Origin of the sequence: Roseomonas acroporae (assembly GCF_023223525.1) — a bacterium.
Lineage (GTDB): Bacteria > Pseudomonadota > Alphaproteobacteria > Acetobacterales > Acetobacteraceae > Roseomonas_E > Roseomonas_E acroporae.
Genome location: NZ_JALPRX010000050.1, coordinates 1 through 15,818 on the forward strand (window position 1 = coordinate 1; position 15,818 = coordinate 15,818).

Here is a 15,818-nt window from a genome sequence, read left to right on the forward strand (position 1 = left end):
GGGGCATGCCCCAGCGGCCGGTGCCGAGGAGGAGAGCGACGCCCCGCGTGGTGACGCCGGCCCGGCGCCTGTCCGGGTGGCCGGCGGCGGCGGGACGGCGCGGGATCCTGCGTGCCGGGAGGGAAAGGCCGCCGGCGCGACGCGGCGCATCGTGCCAGGACCCCGATGCTCTCCGCCGCGCCCCTCGGACGAGGGCGGGGGACCTGCCCGCGCGGGCCGCGCCGGAGCGGGTGCTCAGCCGTTGGTGCGGCCGCGCGCGGGGCGGACGACCGGGGCCGGGGTGGCGGCGACCGGCCGCAGCACGGCACCGCGCGGCGCCACGGTGGCCCGTACCGGCACGGCGGCGGGCGCGGGGGCCGGCGCGCCGCGGCGGGCGGCGGGGGCGCTGCGCGGCTCGGGCGCCTCGGCCAGCTCGCGCCGGGCAAGCCGACCCTGCGGCGCCAGCCGGGCCTGCACCGTGCGCGTCTCCGGCCGCGAGGCGGCGCGGCCGCCGGTGGGGCGGTCCGTGTCCCCCTGCTCGATGCGGGCGAGCCGGCCGGCCTGGCGCCCGCGCGCCGCCGCCTGGCGGGCGTTCCTGGCGGCGAGGTGCGACGGTGCCGCCTCCTCGGCGGCGGCCGGGACCGGTCGCGCCTCGGCACGGGCCATGAACCGGGGCGCCGCCGCGCCGCGGCCGTAGCGCAGGCCGCGCGGCAGCGTCCCGGCCTGGGCGGCGGCCATGATCGAGGGAACCGGCGCGCGGGGCGCCACGCCCATGCGGTCGAAGCCCTGGTCGAGCAGCGCCATCATGTGCCGGTCGCGCTCGCGGCCGGTGGCGCCGCCGAACACCACCCCGATCAGCCGCACGCCGTCGCGCGCCGCCGAGGCGACGAGGTTGAAGCCGCTGTCGTTGACGAAGCCGGTCTTGAGGCCGTCCGCGCCCTCGTACTCCTGGAGCAGGCGGTTGTGGTTGAAGATGGTGCGGCCGCGCCAGCTGAAGCTGGCGACCGAGAAGTAGCCGTAGCGCTCCGGGAAGTCCGACAGCAGGCGGCGGGCGAGCACGGCCATGTCGCGCGCGGTGGAGACCTGCTCGTCGTCCGGCAGGCCGGAGGCGTTGCGGAACACGGTGCGGTTCATGCCGAGCGTGCGGGCGCGCAGCGTCATCATCTGGGCGAAGCGCGCCTCGGAGCCGCCGAGGCGCTCGCCCAGCGCCGCGGCGGCGTCGTTGGCGGACTTGGTGACCAGGGCGAGGATGGCCTCCTCGACGGAGATGGTCATGCCCGGCTGCAGGCCGAGCCGGGAGGGCGGCATCTCGGCCGCCTCCGCCGAGACCAGCAGCGGCGTCGAGAGGGTCAGGCGGCCGTCGCGCAGCGCCTCGAACGCCATGTAGAGCGTCATCATCTTGGTGAGCGAGGCGGGGTGGCGCAGCTCGTCCGGGCTGGTGGCCAGCAGGACGCTGCCGCTCTGCGCCTCGACCATGATGGATGCGTAGCGGTCGCTGCCGATCTGCGCCCGTGCGGGCGCCGCGGCGGCGAGGCCGAAGGCGAGCGTGACGAGCACGGCAAGGCCGTGCCGGCAGGCGGCTCTGATGTCGCTCATGCTAGGTCCCCCTGCGCCGCCCCCCAGCGGCACGCCGCAGGGTAGTGCGCGCGAGGTCGACCTGTCCACTGCAAGTGGCCGAACACCCCGCATTAACAGGGACTTAATGGCCATTTCTTGCTTCCGGCGAAAAGGTTCATGCTCTGTTCATGGCGGGGCGGGCCGTTTCCGCTGCCCGAACTGTCTCACGATTGGGTCATGCTGCGCTGCAAAAATTGCTTGCGCGCCCGGCTCGTCCCCCCTAGATCACCCTACATGCTGCGCCGCAGCAAAAAGGGGCATCGGGCACCTGGAACGGTGCGGGGCAGAGTGTGAGGAAATAAACGCTATGGCCATTCAGCCGGTTGAAGCCAAGAAGACCGCCGAGGACATCCGCGCCGCCGCCAGCGCCGCCGTGAACAATGCCAGCGCGACGGCCGCCGCCGGCCAGGAGTCGGTCCGCAAGTTCTTCAGCGAGTCGCAGAACCAGGCGCGCGTCGCCATGGAGAAGGGCAGCGCCCAGGCGAGCAAGGCCGCCGAGAAGATGTTCAGCGCCTATGGCGAGGTCGTCGAGTTCGGCCGCGGCAACGTCGAGGCGATGACGAAGTCGGCCCAGACCCTGGCCACCGGCATGCAGGACCTCGGCAAGCAGTACTTCGCCCTGGCCCAGAGCCTGACCGACCAGGGCGTCGAGAGCGCCAAGACCCTGGCCACCGTGCGCAGCCTCAAGGAGGCCGCCGACATCCAGAGCACCTACGCGCGCACCGCGATCGAGAAGGTCGTCTCCGAGTCCGCGAAGCTGCAGGAGAGCGCGTTCAAGCTGGCCGAGGCGGTCGCCGCCCCGCTGGCGCAGCGCGTGACGCTGGCCTTCGAGAAGATGTCCCGCCCGATGGCGGCCTGAGCCACACCGGCTCCGGACAGCGGCAGCGGCCGACCGGCCGCTGCCTGCGCCGCCGTGCGGCCGCTTTCCCGCACGGCATCGGCGCCGCGACGTGCCCGGCCCGCCGTGGCGGTTTTTTCCGCGACTCAGGGGCGTCCCCGGCGTGCCAACCCCTTTCCGTCGGGCCTCCGTGTCCGATATCCTGTCGATGAATGCCGGGGCGGCGCATCCTCGCGCCGCCGGACCCGCAGCCTCCAGGATACGATGTGAGCGAGCAGGACAAGAACCCCCCCGTGGGGCCGACGGACGGCAACGGCAAGGATGGCGGGCCCGCGACCGGCGTCGTGGTCAAGGCGCGGCCGCGCACCAAGAAGCCGGCCATGTACAAGGTCCTGATGCTGAACGACGACTACACGCCGATGGAATTCGTCGTCCACGTGCTGGAACGCTTCTTCCAGAAGTCGCGGGAGGAGGCGACGCGCATCATGCTGCACGTCCACCGCCGCGGCGTCGGCGTGTGCGGCGTCTACACCTACGAGGTCGCCGAGACCAAGGTGACGCAGGTGATGGACCTCGCGCGGCAGAACCAGCACCCGCTGCAGTGCACGATCGAGAAGGAATGACGGCGGCGGTGGTGCCGGGCCCTGCCGGGGCGGCGGGCGCCACGCCGCGCCTCGCCGCCCTGGGGGTGACGGAGGGGGTGACGGGCCTGGCCCGTCCCATCCGGAGGGCGGCGATGCCGGCCCCGGCCCACCGGCGAACGGTCGGGGCATGACGGCAGTCCCGGCCTCCGCCCGGCCCGGTTCCCCGCCCAGGCGGGAAACCGCCGGTTGCGTCGCCGGGGGGATCGCATCGCGGGGGAAGCGCCACCACATCGGTCATCATGACTGTCCCGCCGCGCCAGCCCGGCGCGCCCGGATCTCGAAGGGGAGCGTCACCGACCATGCTGTCCCGTAATCTCGAGCAGACGCTCCACCGCGCCCTCGGCCTCGCCAACGACCGCCGGCATGAGTACGCGACCCTGGAGCACCTCCTCCTCGCCCTCGCCGAGGATGCCGACGCCACCACCGTGCTGAAGGCGTGCGGCGTCGATCTCGACAAGCTCAAGCGCGACCTCGGGGAGTTCCTCGACAAGGACCTCGCGGGCCTCGTCACCGAGCGCGCCGGCGATCCCAAGCCCACCGCCGGCTTCCAGCGCGTGGTGCAGCGCGCCGCCATCCACGTCCAGTCCTCCGGCCGCGACGAGGTGTCCGGCGCCAACGTGCTCGTGGCGCTGTTCTCCGAGCGCGAGAGCCACGCCGTCTACTTCCTCCAGCTCCAGGACATGACCCGCCTCGACGCGGTGAACTTCATCAGCCACGGCATCGCCAAGGCCCCCGGCCGCTCCACCTCCCGCCCGGTCGCCGGCCAGCCGCCGAGCGGCGGCGGCGAGGAGCCGGAGAAGGAGGAGAAGCCGCGCGGCGGCCGCTCGCAGGACGCGCTCTCCAACTACTGCGTCAACCTCAACAAGAAGGCGCAGCAGGGCAAGATCGACCCGCTGATCGGGCGCGACCAGGAGATCGAGCGCACCATCCAGATCCTCTGCCGCCGCACCAAGAACAACCCGCTCTACGTGGGCGACCCGGGCGTCGGCAAGACCGCCATCGCCGAGGGGCTGGCCAAGCGCATCATCGAGGGCGACGTGCCCGAGGTGCTGCTCAAGTCCACCATCTTCGCCCTCGACATGGGCGCGCTGCTCGCCGGCACCCGCTACCGCGGCGACTTCGAGGAGCGCCTCAAGGCCGTCGTGACCGAGCTCGAGAACCACCCGGGCTCGATCCTGTTCATCGACGAGATCCACACGGTGATCGGCGCCGGCGCCACCTCGGGCGGGGCGATGGACGCCTCCAACCTGCTCAAGCCGGCGCTGGCCCAGGGCACGCTGCGCTGCATCGGCTCGACCACCTACAAGGAATACCGCAACTACTTCGAGAAGGACCGGGCGCTGGTCCGGCGCTTCCAGAAGATCGACGTCAACGAGCCCTCGATCGACGACGCGGTGAAGATCCTCACCGGGCTCAAGGCGAACTACGAGAAGCACCACAAGGTCCGGTACACGCCGGAGGCGATCAAGGCGGCGGTGGAGCTTTCCGCCAAGTACATCCACGACCGCAAGCTGCCGGACAAGGCGATCGACGTGATCGACGAGGTCGGCGCCTCCCGCATGCTGCTGCCCGAGGGCAAGCGGCGCAAGACGGTGACGCTGAAGGACGTGGAGGACATCGTCGCCAAGATCGCGCGCATCCCGCCAAAGTCGGTCTCGACCGACGACAAGGAGACGCTGCGCAACCTCGAGCGCGACCTCAAGGCCATGGTGTTCGGCCAGGACCGCGCCATCGAGGCGCTCTCGGCCGCGATCAAGCTCTCCCGCGCCGGCCTGCGCGACCCGGAGAAGCCGATCGGCAACTACCTGTTCTCGGGCCCGACCGGCGTCGGCAAGACCGAAGTGGCCAAGCAGCTCGCCAAGACGCTGGGCATCGAGCTGACCCGCTTCGACATGTCCGAGTACATGGAGCGGCACTCGGTCTCCCGCCTGATCGGCGCGCCGCCGGGCTATGTCGGCTTCGACCAGGGCGGCCTGCTGACCGACGCGATCGACCAGCACCCGCACACCGTGCTGCTGCTCGACGAGATCGAGAAGGCGCACCAGGACCTGTTCAACATCCTGCTGCAGGTGATGGACCACGGGAAGCTGACCGACCACAACGGCAAGACGGTGGATTTCCGCAACGTCATCCTCATCATGACGACCAATGCGGGTGCCGCCGACATGGCCAAGCCGACCATCGGCTTCGAGCGGCCGACGCGGGTGGGCGAGGACGAGGACGCGGTGAAGCGCCTGTTCACGCCGGAATTCCGCAACCGGCTCGACGCGGTGGTGCCCTTCGCCGGGCTGACGCAGGAGATCGTCGGCCAGGTGGTCGAGAAGTTCGTCATGCAGCTCGAGGCGCAGCTCGCCGACCGCAACGTGACGATCGAGCTCTCCTCGGCGGCCAAGGAATGGCTGGCCGAGAAGGGCTACGACCCGCTCTACGGCGCGCGGCCGCTGGCCCGCGTGATCCAGGAGCACATCAAGCGCCCGCTCGCCGAGGAGCTGCTGTTCGGCAAGCTGTCCAAGGGCGGCTCGGTGAAGGTCGGCCTCAAGGACGGGGCGCTGACCTTCGACATGGTCGAGGCGCCGGCGCCGGCGCTGCCCAGGCCCGAGGACGGGCCGGGCGACGATGGCGGCGAGAGCGAGCGCGAGCCGGAGGTCGCCGGCTGAGTGCCGGCGCCCGGCGGCGGGAACGCCGCCGGGCGTCCGGTCCATGTCGGATCCCATGCCGGAAGGGCCTCGCGGGGACATCCCGCGGGGCCCTTTCCCTGCCGGCCCCGCCGTGCCGCGTCAGCCGCCGATCCCGGCCAGGCCGAGCAGCGCGCCGGTGCCGAGCAGCCAGAGCGGGTGCAGCCGCGTCAGCGTCGCCACCGCCGCCACGGCGAGGGTGACGGCGGCGAGGCCGGGCGCGGAGTCGACCGAGGCCGCGATCAGCAGCGCGCTGGCCGCGACCAGACCCACCGTCACCGGTACCAGCCCGCGCTGCAGGGCGCGCCGCCAGGGGGCGGCGCGGAAGCGTTCCCACAGACCCGTCGCGATCCCGGTCAGGACCGCGCCCGGCAGGAAGATCCCGGCCGTCGCCATCAGCGCGCCGCCGAGCCCCGCGACACGCCAGCCGATCAGGGTGCAGACCATCATGTTCGGCCCCGGCGCCGCCTGGGCCAGGGCGAACAGCGCGGCGAACTCGCCGGCCGACATCCAGCCATGCACCTCGACCACGCGCCGCTGCATCTCGGGCAGGATGGTGTTGCCGCCGCCGAAGGCGAGCAGCGACAGCTCCCCGAACAGCAGCAGCAGGGTGAGCAGCGTGCCCATCACGCCTCCCGCCGCAGTACGAGGACGCTGAGCGGCACCAGCACCAGCAGCGTGGGCAGCAGCGGCAGGCGCAGCAGGGCGATCGCGAGGAAGCACAGCACCGCCAGCCCGGCCGAGCGGAGGTCGGTGCGCAGCGGCGCGGCGAGGCGCAGGGCCAGCGCCACCAGCAGCCCGGCGGCGGCGGCGGCGAGGCCGGCGAAGAGGTGGCGGACATGGGGGTCGCCGCCATAGCGGTCGTAGATGCCGCCCAGCAGCACCACGATGATGCAGGGGGCCGTGATCAGGCCGAGCAGCGCGGCGGCGGCGCCGGGCAGGCCGGCGAAGCGCGTGCCGAGGGCCACCGAGAGGTTGATCACGTTGCCGCCCGGCAGGAACTGGCAGAGGCCGAGCAGCTCGGTGAATTCCGTGTTGGTCATCCAGCGGCGGCGCTCGACGATCATGTCGCGCGCCAGCGGCAGCACGCCGCCGAAGCCCATCAGGCCGAGGAGGAAGAAGGCCCCGAACAGTCCGGCGATGCCGGGCGCGGCCGCCACGGTCGCGGTGGCGCCGGCGCGGCCGGCATCGTCGTGCATGGATCGCCCTCCCGATTCCCGCCGCCCCGTTCGGGACGCGGCGCGCCAAGGCAAGCGCGGTCGGGGGGTGGGTGTCCATCGGCGGCGCGGGGCCGGCCGCCGGCGCGCCGCCCGCCCGGCCCTGCGGCAAGGGGGGTACCGGCGGCCGGCATCAGGCGGGCAGGTCGATCCAGGACAGGTGCCCGCCCTTGCCGGCGCCGGTGTCGAGGAACATGGCCGTGCCGCCCTGCGCCCCCTGCTGCACGTAGGGGCGGCCGTCGTAGGAACGCTGGTCGTGGCCGCAGTAGACGGTGACGCCCTCCGGCACCGTGTCCACCCAGTCGAGCAGCCGCTCCGGGTAGCCGTCCTCCTGCATGCGCCGCGTCACCTGGCCGTAGAGGGCGCGGGTCACCAGCCCGTCCGGCTTGCGGGCGCCGGCATCGTCGGGCGCGGCGCGGTGCAGCATGGCGGGATGGAAGCCCCCGTGCACGAAGACCCGGTGGCGCTCCGCCAGCCAGGCCGGTGCGCGGGCGATCTCGGCCAGCGCCCGCGCCCGCAGCGCCTCCCCGTCCGGCGCCGCCTCGAGCTGCGAAAGGGTGCGCCCGAGCCCCGCCGCCGACACCGCCACGCGCTGCCCGCTGAGCACGCGGCGCAGCTTGTGGTCGTGGTTGCCCAGCAGGAAGCGCCCGTGGCCATCGTCGATCAGGCCGAACATCAGCCGCAGCACCGCGGGTGAATCGGGGCCGGAATCGGTCAGGTCGCCGAGCTGCAGCAGGAACAGCCGCGCCGCGCGCGCCCCGGCCACGGCGGCGGCGAAGCCGCGCGCATCGCCGTGCACGTCGGCCACCACCCGCAATCCTTCGAAGCCGGGCGGGACGATCATCCGGGCGGCCATCCGGTCTGCGCGACGGGACACGGGGCCGGCGGGCGGCGGGGCTGCGGCACCTGCCGGAACGTCGCTCCCCTGGTCGACGGCGCCATCGCCTGCCTTCCGGGATGGCCGGTCGCGTCCCGCGCGCGCTCGGCAGGGCGCCCCGCGGTCCGGCCTGGAGCGGATCGCCGTTGGGCGGGGACGTCCGGCGACATGGCTCCGCTCCGAAAGCGAGGCCCCGCGGCGGATGGCGGCCCCGGCCGGACCGCGGCTTGCCGTCGCGCGGGTACGGCGCATGCAGCGCCCGGACCCTGGCCCCGGTTCCGCCGGGGACCGGCGGCACGCCGTGCCCGGCGCAGGAAGATCCCGTGGGCGGGCCGCGGCCGCCAGCGCCGCCCGGCGAGTCGTGAGGGGCTCATACCGGTAATCTAGGAGCGGCCGCCGTCCCGGCGAGACCCCATGCGGGGTCCCGATCCGGCGAGCCGCCCGTCCGTCGGCACGGAAGCTCGGCTCGAAGCCGAACCGGAACCCGGATCCCGCGTTCGGAGCCGCACCCTGCATCGCCAAGGCCGACCGGTGCGGCGCGGCAAGCGCGGAAGCGGGACACAGGAGAAGTTCATGGCCATCACCCACCGGCAGAAGCTGCACCTGATGCTGGCCGGCGCGGCGCTGCTCGGCGTCGCCGGCATCGGCACCCCGGCGCAGGCGCAGATCCGCAACGTGATCGACACGCTGGCCGCCGACGGCCGCTTCGACCGTTTCATCGAGATCGTGCAGCGCGCCGGCTTCACCGACCAGTTGCGCGGCGTCGGCCCCATCACGCTGCTCGCGCCGACCAACACGGCCTTCAACACCGCGCCCTCCGGCGTGATCAGCGCGATGATGGAGCAGGGCTCGGGCGGCGTCGGCGGCGGCAGCCTGTCGGGCGGCAGCCCCGACCAGATCCGGCTGCGCGCCTTCGTGCAGTACTTCATGGTGCCCGCCGTGATGCCGGTGGGCGAGGGCACCACGCGCGTGCGCACCCTGAACGGCGCCGACATCGCCGTGACGCGCATGGGCGAGGTCGTCACCGTGGTGAACCCGGCGCCGGGCCAGCAGGTCTCGGGCTTCAGCGCCGCCGGCATCAACGCTACCGCGCCGGCCACGGTGGTGCAGACCATCCCGGCCAGCAACGGCGTGGTGGCGGTGATCGACCGCGTGATCTTCCCGTGAGCTGACGGGCGGACGGGGCTGCCCGTCCGTCCGGCGCTCCTCCCGCCGGCGGCACGGCGCCGCGCCGCCGGCCCCGACGCCCGGCAAGGGCCGTGCTTCCCTGCCGGGAGCGGCGGACAGGATCCGTCCTGGCGCAAGGCGCGTCCCGACCGGGGCGCGCCTTGTGCCACGGCGAAGCGCGGTCCGGCCGGGGCTGCGGTTCGCCGTGGCCCGTCTTCTTCGCCGTGGCCCGTCTTCTTCAGCGAGGCTGCACGCCGCCGGGCGTGTCCGCCGGCCGGCGATCCGCCACGGCGCATTTCCAGGCCGGGCGCACGCGCTCGGCGGCTCGGAAAACGCGCCGCATCAGGAAGCTGGAGCCGTTCCTGCCTGATGCCGTCAGGCAGGAAGGGCTGGCAGGAACGGCTCTATGGGCGCCGCGACGCCGCCGTGGCCCGGACCGCGGCCGGCAATCCGGCGGCGGCCGGCGGGCCGCCGGCGCCACCGAATTGCTGGAGCGGCACGGAATCCGGCACCAGGGCGCGCGGGCGCGGCAGCGCCGCCAGCGGCACGCTGTGCAGCCGCTCCCGCCCCAGCAGGAACAGCCGCGCGCCGCGCGGGAACAGCGCGGCGATGGCGGCGTCGCGCGCGTCCAGCCCGCCGGTCAGGCTGCCGAAGGCGGGCAGCAGCACGCGCTGCGGGCTGGCGACGAAGCAGGGGCGGCAGACCGGGCCGCCGCGCGTCGGTACCGTCGCCTTCGGGTGGAAATGCCCGGAAAGCTCGTGCCCGTCGCCGCCGCCCTGGTGGCGGAACACCAGCGGGCCCTCGGCGAAGTTCTCCGTGGCGGTGCCGGGCAGGTCGGGCGGCACGGGGTCGTGGTTGCCGAGCACCCAGACCGTCTCCATCCCGTCCAGCAGGCGCAGCAGCAGGGCGCGGTCGGGGCCGGGCAGGCGGGCATGGCCGTCGCGATCGTGGAAGCTGTCGCCGAGGGCGACCAGCCGCGCGGGCCGGTAGCGACGCAGGATCGGCGCGAGCCGCTCCAACGTGTCACGCGTGTCGTAGGGCGGCAGGAGCTGGCCGCGCGCAGCGTAGGCGCTGGCCTTTTCCAAATGCAGGTCGGCGACGACCAGCGTGCGCCGCGCCGGCCAGAACAGCGCCCCGGCGGGGTCGAGCATCAGCCGCTCGCCGCCGAGGTGGAAGGGGGCGGCGATCATGCGGGGCGCCTGGCGATTTTCATGCCGTCTCCCCCGGCGATATTCATGCTGTCTCCCCCGGCGATGCTCATGCGGGCCGCCTCGCGGCGAGGCCGCGCGGCACGGGGCGGGAGGTGCGGTCGCGGCGCGGGCGGCGGCGGGGCCGGTCCACCACGCCAGGGTTGATGCGCACGCCTTCCGTCACCTCCGCCAGCGTCTCGGAGAAGCGCTCCTCGCCATCCGTCACCTCGTCGATCATCGCGGCCGCCTCGGCCAGCAGCGCATCCTCGGCGCCGCCCGCGACCCAGGTGCGGCCCTCCTCGATCAGCGCCGGCACGGCGAGCGGCGAGACGCGGTCCAGGCGCCGGTGCCGGAGGCGCCCGCGCGCGCGGGCGAGCAGCGCCGCGATGCGGCGGACATCGGTGAGCCCGCCCGCCGCCTCGGCCCGCGTCGCGCGCAGCAGGATGTGGTCGGGCTCGTGGCGGCGCAGCACGTCGTAGATCAGGTCGGAATTGACGGTCATCTGGCGTCCGGATTTCTGCCCGGATCCCCCTTGGCCCGGGTGGTTCTTCTCGATCAGCCCGGCGATGGTGGCGATGTTGCGGAAGGTCCGGCGCAGCATGGAGGATTCCGCGATCCACTCCTCCAGCTCCTCGCCCAGCAGGTCCTCCTCGAACAGGTGGGCGACGTCGGTCGGCTCGAAGGCGGACCAGGCGGCGAGCACGTAGTCCGTGGCGAGGTAGCCGAGCGGGCCGAGCCCGTCGCGCTCCATGCGCCTGGTCACCAGCATCCCCAGCGTCTGGTGCGCGAGGCGGCCCTCGAAGCAGTAGGCGACGAGGAACCAGCGCCCGTCGCGCGGGAAGGTCTCGACCAGCAGCCCGTCCTTCTCCGGCAGGGCGGACTGGCGGCGTTGCAGGCGCAGCCACTCGCCGACCGGCGCCGGCAGGGCGCGCCACGCCTTCGGGTCCTGGATGATGGCGCGCACCCGCTCGGAAAGCCCGGTGGAGAGCGGCAGGCGGGAGCCGGCATAGGTCGGCACGCGCATCCCCGCATCGTCGCCGCGCCCGACCACGCAGGTCACGGCGTCGAGCGCCTCGAAGCGCAGCGCCTGGCCGCCGAACAGGAAATTGTCGCCCGGGTTCAGGGTGGAGACGAACCACTCCTCCACCTCGCCCAGCACCGGCCCGCCGCGCAGCCGCACCTTGATCATCGGGCTGTCCACGATGGTGCCGAGGTTCATCCGCGCCTGCCGTGCGGCGCGCGCGTCGCGGATGTGCATCATCCCCTCGGAATCGCGGAACAGCTTGCGGTAGCGCTCGTAGCTGCGCAGCGCGTAGCCGCCATCCTCGGCGAAGCGCAGCACGTCGTCGAAGTCGCGGCGGGAGAGATCGGCATAGGGCGCGGCGCGGCGCACCTCGTCGTACATCGCGTCCGGGTGGAAGGGGGCGTGGCAGGCCATGGCGAGCAGGTGCTGCGCCAGCACGTCGAGCCCGCCCGGGCGCGGCGGGTCGCCGTCCAGCTCGTGGTGCGCGACGGCCTGGATGGCGGCGGCGCACTCGATCACCTCGAAGCGGTTGGCCGGCACCAGCACGGCGCGGGAGGGCTCGTCCATGCGGTGGTTGGCGCGGCCGACCCGTTGCAGCAGCCGCGCGACGCCCTTCGGCGCACCGACCTGGATCACCTGGTCCACCGCGCCCCAGTCGATGCCGAGGTCGAGCGAGGCGGTGGCGACCACGGCGCGCAGCTTCCCGGCGGCCATCGCCGCCTCCACCTTGCGCCGCTGGGCGATCTCCAGGCTGCCATGGTGCATGGCGATGGGCAGCGCATCCTCGTTCAGCCGCCACAGCGCCTGGAAGCACAGCTCCGCCTGGGCGCGGGTGTTGACGAAGACGATGGTGGTGCGCGCCCCGGCGATGCGCCGGTACACCTCGGGCATCGAGGCGAGGCCCATATGGCCGCCCCAGGGCAGGTGGCCCTCCGGCAGTTGCAGGTCCAGCTCGGGCGGCGCGCCGGGCGGCGCCTCCACCAGCCGCACGTCGCCGGAATCGGCCCGCCCCTCGGCGGAGAGGTAGGCGAGCAGCGGCGCGCGGTGCGCGACGGTGGCGGAGAGACCGACGCGACGGGCGGCGGGCGCGAGGCGCGAGAGCCGCGCGAGGCCGAGGGCAAGCTGGTCGCCGCGCTTGGTACCGGCCAGGGCGTGGATCTCGTCCACCACGACGCGGCCGAGCCCGGCGAACAGCGTGTGCGCGTCGGCCGAGGCGAGCAGCACCTCCAGGCTCTCCGGCGTGGTGAGCAGGATCTGCGGCGGCGTCTCGCGCTGGCGGGCGCGGCGGTTCTGCGGCGTGTCGCCGGTGCGGGTCTCGATCCGCAGGCCGAGGCCCATCTCCTCCGAGGGGATGGTGAGGTTGCGCGCGATGTCCACCGCCAGCGCCTTGAGCGGCGAGACGTAGAGGGTGTGCAGCGTGTCGGCCGGGCGCTCGTGCAGGGCGATCAGGCTGGGCAGGAAGCCGGCCAGGGTCTTGCCGCCGCCGGTGGGCGCGATCAGCAGCGCCGACTGCCCCTCCCGCGCGGCGTCGAGCAGCGCGAGCTGGTGCGGGCGCGGCCGCCAGCCGCGCGCGGCGAACCAGCCGGCGAAAGGTTCCGGCAATGTTCCCATCGGTGGGGACTATATGGCCGGGGCGGCGCGGTTCGGGAAGCGGGGAAATACCCCGGCAGGAAGCCGGCGGCCGGCGATGCGGGCTCCGGACCCTACCCGAACGGGTTCGCCGTCCGGTCCTCCTTCGCCGCCTCCGCCGGCGGCGCCGGCACCGTCTCGGGCAAGTCCCTGGCCGCCTCCAGCGCCTTGACCACGGCCTCCAGCGCCCTAGCGAGGTCGCGCGCCGCCTGCAGCCCGGCCTTGTCGCGGGTCAGGTCCAGCGAACCGAACACCGAGACCCGGTCGGCATGGTTCTCCAGGCTCAGCCCGCCGATCGTGAGGGCGGACTGCTCGTCCTCGTAGGGCTTGAAGGTCATCCGCTCCTCCTGTTCCTCGACCCGCCGTCCGGCCGGGACCGCGTTCCGCTCCATCCCGTCGTCTTCCGAGCGGATTCACGCCGCCGGGCGTCGCCGCCCTCCGGCGATCCGCTCTAGAGCATTTTCAAGCTGAGCGTCCTCGCTCAGCGGCTCGGAAAATGCGAAAAATCAAAAGGCTAGAGCCGTTCCGGCCTGATCCAGTCAGGCTGGATCGGCTCTAGCGTCGCCCCAGGGCACGCAGCAGCAGCAGGATCGCCACCACGGCGAAGAGGGCCGCGACGATCAGCGTCAGGGTGGAGGTCTGCACCCGGGCCGGCGCGGGTCGCGCGGCGGGCGGGGCCGGCGCCGGGGTGGCGCGCGGGCGGGCCTCGGGCTGGCTGCTGGCGGTGGTGACGGCGCGCTCGCAGGCGCCCTCGATGTTGTGCGGGCGCGGCTCGGGCAGGGCGATCGCGGCGGCCTGCGCGGAATCCGGCAGCGACGGAAAGGCGGCGATGCCGGCGAGGTCGCGCAGCTCGGCCAGGGAGACGGCGCGCCAGTCGCGGCTGGCATCGTTGGGCGCGACATAGGCGGCGGCGCCGCGCCCTGGCAGGTAGACCGCCTTGAACAGATGGGTCGGCACCAGCACGCGGCCGTTCAGGCGACGCAGCGTGTCGCCGAGGAAGATCGGGCCGGTGACGACGAAGGCCTCGCCCTCGCGCATGACGAGGTCGCGCACCGCGCTCTCGATGCCCTCCCAGAGGCAGCGGTTGCTGGCCGGCGCCTGGGGAACCATGTTGGCCAGCGAGAAGCTCTCGGCCTGGGAGTCCCGGCTCGGCATGTCGCCGGCGGGGGCCAGGTGGCCGCGGTCGAAGCCGGAGCGGGCATAGTCCGAGAGTCGCGCGCGCTGGTCCGCCGGCAGCCGGTCCTCCTCGCGGAAGGCGTTCTCGCGCGAGACGCGCCGCGCCGCCTGGAGGCGGTCCCGCGTCAGGTGCTCGGCGGCGGCGAGGCCGGTGCGCGAGACGCCGCTGTGCAGCACCGCATAGGCCTCGAAGCACAGCTCTACCACGTCCCGCGCGAGCTGCGGCCGCACGATCCGCGGCGGCTCGCCGTCGGCGTAGTGCTCCGGGCAGGCGGTGGCGGCGGCGGCCGGCAGGGCGAGGAGCAGCGGGGCGAGGAGCAGCGGGGCGAGCAGGGCCGCGAGGCGCAGCAAGGCGCGAGGCAGGCGCATCGGCCGCCGCCCGCCGCCATGGTCGCCGTCCCCGCTCCGGCGGCTGTGCGGACCGTTCGGCTGGCCGTGATGCAAGCGTGGCTCCCTGCTCCTCCCGGCGGCGGTGCACCGGTCCGCCGCGGCGGACCGGCGATTCCGGCCGGCGGCGCAGGCTAGAGCAGATCCCGGCCGGGTGGAATCACCTGACCGGGTGAAGATGTTCGAAAAAACAAGGAGCTAGAGCATTTTCAAGCTGGGTGTACTCACCCGGCGGCCCGGAAAATGCGAAAAGCCGGAAGGCTGGCGCCGTTCCGGCCCGATACAGCCAGACCGGAACGGCGCCAGAGCGGCTCCGCAAGCCGTGGCGAACGGGATCCGCTCCGGCGCGGAACGGCCGCGCCGTGGGAGGACGAGGCCTGCGCGGGAGGGTCCCGCGTCGGCCGCACCCGTGCCGCGCCCTCAGCGCGGCTTCATCGGCAGGCCGCCACCCGGCTGCTGACCGTAGGAAGGCTGCTGGTACGGCGCCTGAGGCTGCGGCTGGTAGGAAGGCTGCTGCGGCTGGGCCGGCAGGGCGGTCGGGCTCGCGCGGCCGGCGCCGAGCGAGGCGTTGAGCCGGTTCAGGATGGGGTCCAGCTCCTCGCCGTTCACGCTGTGCTGGAACACCTGTACCATCTGGCGGCTGGTGATGCAGCGCACCAGCACGATGTCGCCGTTGCGGCCGGCGAACACCGCGTCCTCGTCGGGCGCGATCGGGTCGTTGATGTAGCCCATCTGGCGCATCGTGTCGGCGGCGATGGCGACGCAGCGGTCGCGCGGGAGGGAGGTGTTGAACCAGCCGGTGCCGGCGCTGCCCTGGTAGCCGCGCTGCTGTCCGTACTGCTGCCCCTGGGCCGCGGCCGGCACGATGCCGGCACCGGCGAGGGCGGCGGACAGGGCGGCGGCGAGGGCGAAGGAACGCGGCATGGCGGTTTCTCCGAAGCACCGGCGGGAAAGGCGGCCCGATGCCGCCCGCTCGATGAGCCTACACTGCGGCGCGCGCGGCCGGCCGGCGCTGAAGCGCTTCAGCGAGCGTTCGTGTTCCGGCGCAGGGGCGGATGGCGGCCGGCCAGGGCGGCACGGCGGCCATGGACCGGGCCCGGCCGCCGACCGCCGGGTGCCATCCTCGGGGAGCGGCCCCGATCGGGGACGGACGGGAGGCCGTTCCGGCGGGAGCGGCTCAACGGCGGGCGGCCCGATGGCAGGCGGCCCAATGGCGGAAGATCCGGCGGATGGCGGCCCGTCGCCGCCGGCCGGCAGGCGGGCATGGCCGGGCCCGCGGGCCCGGGCCAGGCGGGGGTGCGCGGGACTACAACACGGTGGGGCGGGCGGGCGCGCCCCCCCCCCCCCCGGGGGGGGGGGGGGCGCGCCCGCCCGCCCCACCGTGTTGTAGTCCCGCGC

General features: G+C 73.9%; 13 protein-coding genes. 4 read left to right on the forward strand and 9 right to left on the reverse strand.

What is annotated here, in order from left to right:
* Positions 1–234: 234 nt before the first annotated feature.
* Positions 235–1,575 (reverse strand): D-alanyl-D-alanine carboxypeptidase family protein, encoded by a 1,341-nt coding sequence (locus tag M0638_RS11940; RefSeq protein WP_248667219.1) that lies wholly within the window; start codon positions 1,573–1,575, stop codon positions 235–237.
* Positions 1,576–1,903: 328 nt separating this feature from the next.
* On the opposite strand from M0638_RS11940, the gene M0638_RS11945 reads away from it, so the two are divergent.
* From M0638_RS11945 to clpA, 3 genes are all read left to right on the forward strand, one after another.
* Positions 1,904–2,455 carry a phasin family protein gene (locus tag M0638_RS11945; RefSeq protein ID WP_248667220.1) on the forward strand — a complete coding sequence of 184 codons (552 nt, stop codon included), beginning with the start codon at positions 1,904–1,906 and terminating at the stop codon, positions 2,453–2,455.
* A 245-nt stretch (positions 2,456–2,700) separates the two neighbouring features.
* On the forward strand, positions 2,701–3,057 hold the full coding sequence (gene clpS, locus M0638_RS11950) for an ATP-dependent Clp protease adapter ClpS (protein WP_408903445.1): 357 nt from the start codon (positions 2,701–2,703) through the stop codon (positions 3,055–3,057).
* Between the two features lie 320 nt (positions 3,058–3,377).
* A complete protein-coding gene (clpA, locus tag M0638_RS11955; protein ID WP_248667221.1) occupies positions 3,378–5,735 on the forward strand; it encodes an ATP-dependent Clp protease ATP-binding subunit ClpA in 2,358 nt (785 codons plus the stop codon).
* A gap of 120 nt (positions 5,736–5,855) precedes the next feature.
* Here the strand turns inward: clpA and M0638_RS11960 are convergent, their stop codons facing one another.
* From M0638_RS11960 to M0638_RS11970, 3 genes are all read right to left on the reverse strand, one after another.
* Positions 5,856–6,380: a chromate transporter gene (locus M0638_RS11960; RefSeq protein ID WP_248667222.1), complete on the reverse strand. Its 525-nt coding sequence runs from the start codon at positions 6,378–6,380 to the stop codon at positions 5,856–5,858.
* Positions 6,380–6,952, reverse strand: a complete 573-nt coding sequence (locus tag M0638_RS11965) for a chromate transporter (RefSeq protein WP_248667223.1) — start codon at positions 6,950–6,952, stop codon at positions 6,380–6,382. The genes M0638_RS11960 and M0638_RS11965 overlap by 1 nt, the downstream gene beginning before the upstream one ends.
* 151 nt (positions 6,953–7,103) lie before the next feature.
* Positions 7,104–7,814 (reverse strand): metallophosphoesterase, encoded by a 711-nt coding sequence (locus M0638_RS11970; RefSeq protein ID WP_248667224.1) that lies wholly within the window; start codon positions 7,812–7,814, stop codon positions 7,104–7,106.
* Positions 7,815–8,420: 606 nt separating this feature from the next.
* On the opposite strand from M0638_RS11970, the gene M0638_RS11975 reads away from it, so the two are divergent.
* Entirely contained in the window at positions 8,421–9,014 is a 594-nt protein-coding gene (locus M0638_RS11975) for a fasciclin domain-containing protein (protein ID WP_248667225.1), read from the forward strand.
* A 404-nt stretch (positions 9,015–9,418) separates the two neighbouring features.
* On the opposite strand, the gene pdeM is transcribed toward M0638_RS11975, so the two are convergent.
* The 5 genes from pdeM to M0638_RS12000 all read right to left on the reverse strand — a co-directional run bounded on the left by pdeM (position 9,419) and on the right by M0638_RS12000 (position 15,344).
* The gene (gene pdeM, locus M0638_RS11980) at positions 9,419–10,204 is read right to left on the reverse strand and encodes a ligase-associated DNA damage response endonuclease PdeM (RefSeq protein ID WP_248667226.1); all 786 of its coding nucleotides are present in this window, start codon (positions 10,202–10,204) and stop codon (positions 9,419–9,421) included.
* Positions 10,205–10,271: 67 nt separating this feature from the next.
* Positions 10,272–12,839 (reverse strand): ligase-associated DNA damage response DEXH box helicase, encoded by a 2,568-nt coding sequence (locus M0638_RS11985; RefSeq protein WP_248667227.1) that lies wholly within the window; start codon positions 12,837–12,839, stop codon positions 10,272–10,274.
* 92 nt (positions 12,840–12,931) lie between these two features.
* Positions 12,932–13,195 (reverse strand): hypothetical protein, encoded by a 264-nt coding sequence (locus M0638_RS11990; protein WP_248667228.1) that lies wholly within the window; start codon positions 13,193–13,195, stop codon positions 12,932–12,934.
* Positions 13,196–13,412: 217 nt separating this feature from the next.
* Complete coding sequence (locus tag M0638_RS11995) at positions 13,413–14,402, reverse strand: DNA/RNA non-specific endonuclease (protein ID WP_248667229.1); 990 nt, start codon at positions 14,400–14,402, stop codon at positions 13,413–13,415.
* Positions 14,403–14,840: 438 nt separating this feature from the next.
* Entirely contained in the window at positions 14,841–15,344 is a 504-nt protein-coding gene (locus M0638_RS12000) for a hypothetical protein (protein ID WP_248667230.1), read from the reverse strand.
* Positions 15,345–15,818: the final 474 nt, after the last annotated feature.

Excerpts from the sequence above, each read along its gene's own strand:
- M0638_RS11940 (WP_248667219.1), bottom strand. The coding sequence starts at position 1,575 with ATGAGCGACATCAGAGCCGCCTGCCGGCACGGCCTTGCCGTGCTCGTC.
- M0638_RS11945 (WP_248667220.1), top strand. The coding sequence starts at position 1,904 with ATGGCCATTCAGCCGGTTGAAGCCAAGAAGACCGCCGAGGACATCCGC.
- clpA (WP_248667221.1), top strand. The coding sequence starts at position 3,378 with ATGCTGTCCCGTAATCTCGAGCAGACGCTCCACCGCGCCCTCGGCCTC.
- M0638_RS11960 (WP_248667222.1), bottom strand. The coding sequence starts at position 6,380 with ATGGGCACGCTGCTCACCCTGCTGCTGCTGTTCGGGGAGCTGTCGCTG.
- M0638_RS11965 (WP_248667223.1), bottom strand. The coding sequence starts at position 6,952 with ATGCACGACGATGCCGGCCGCGCCGGCGCCACCGCGACCGTGGCGGCC.
- M0638_RS11970 (WP_248667224.1), bottom strand. The coding sequence starts at position 7,814 with ATGATCGTCCCGCCCGGCTTCGAAGGATTGCGGGTGGTGGCCGACGTG.
- M0638_RS11975 (WP_248667225.1), top strand. The coding sequence starts at position 8,421 with ATGGCCATCACCCACCGGCAGAAGCTGCACCTGATGCTGGCCGGCGCG.
- pdeM (WP_248667226.1), bottom strand. The coding sequence starts at position 10,204 with ATGATCGCCGCCCCCTTCCACCTCGGCGGCGAGCGGCTGATGCTCGAC.
- M0638_RS11985 (WP_248667227.1), bottom strand. The coding sequence starts at position 12,839 with ATGGGAACATTGCCGGAACCTTTCGCCGGCTGGTTCGCCGCGCGCGGC.
- M0638_RS11990 (WP_248667228.1), bottom strand. The coding sequence starts at position 13,195 with ATGACCTTCAAGCCCTACGAGGACGAGCAGTCCGCCCTCACGATCGGC.
- M0638_RS11995 (WP_248667229.1), bottom strand. The coding sequence starts at position 14,402 with ATGCGCCTGCCTCGCGCCTTGCTGCGCCTCGCGGCCCTGCTCGCCCCG.
- M0638_RS12000 (WP_248667230.1), bottom strand. The coding sequence starts at position 15,344 with ATGCCGCGTTCCTTCGCCCTCGCCGCCGCCCTGTCCGCCGCCCTCGCC.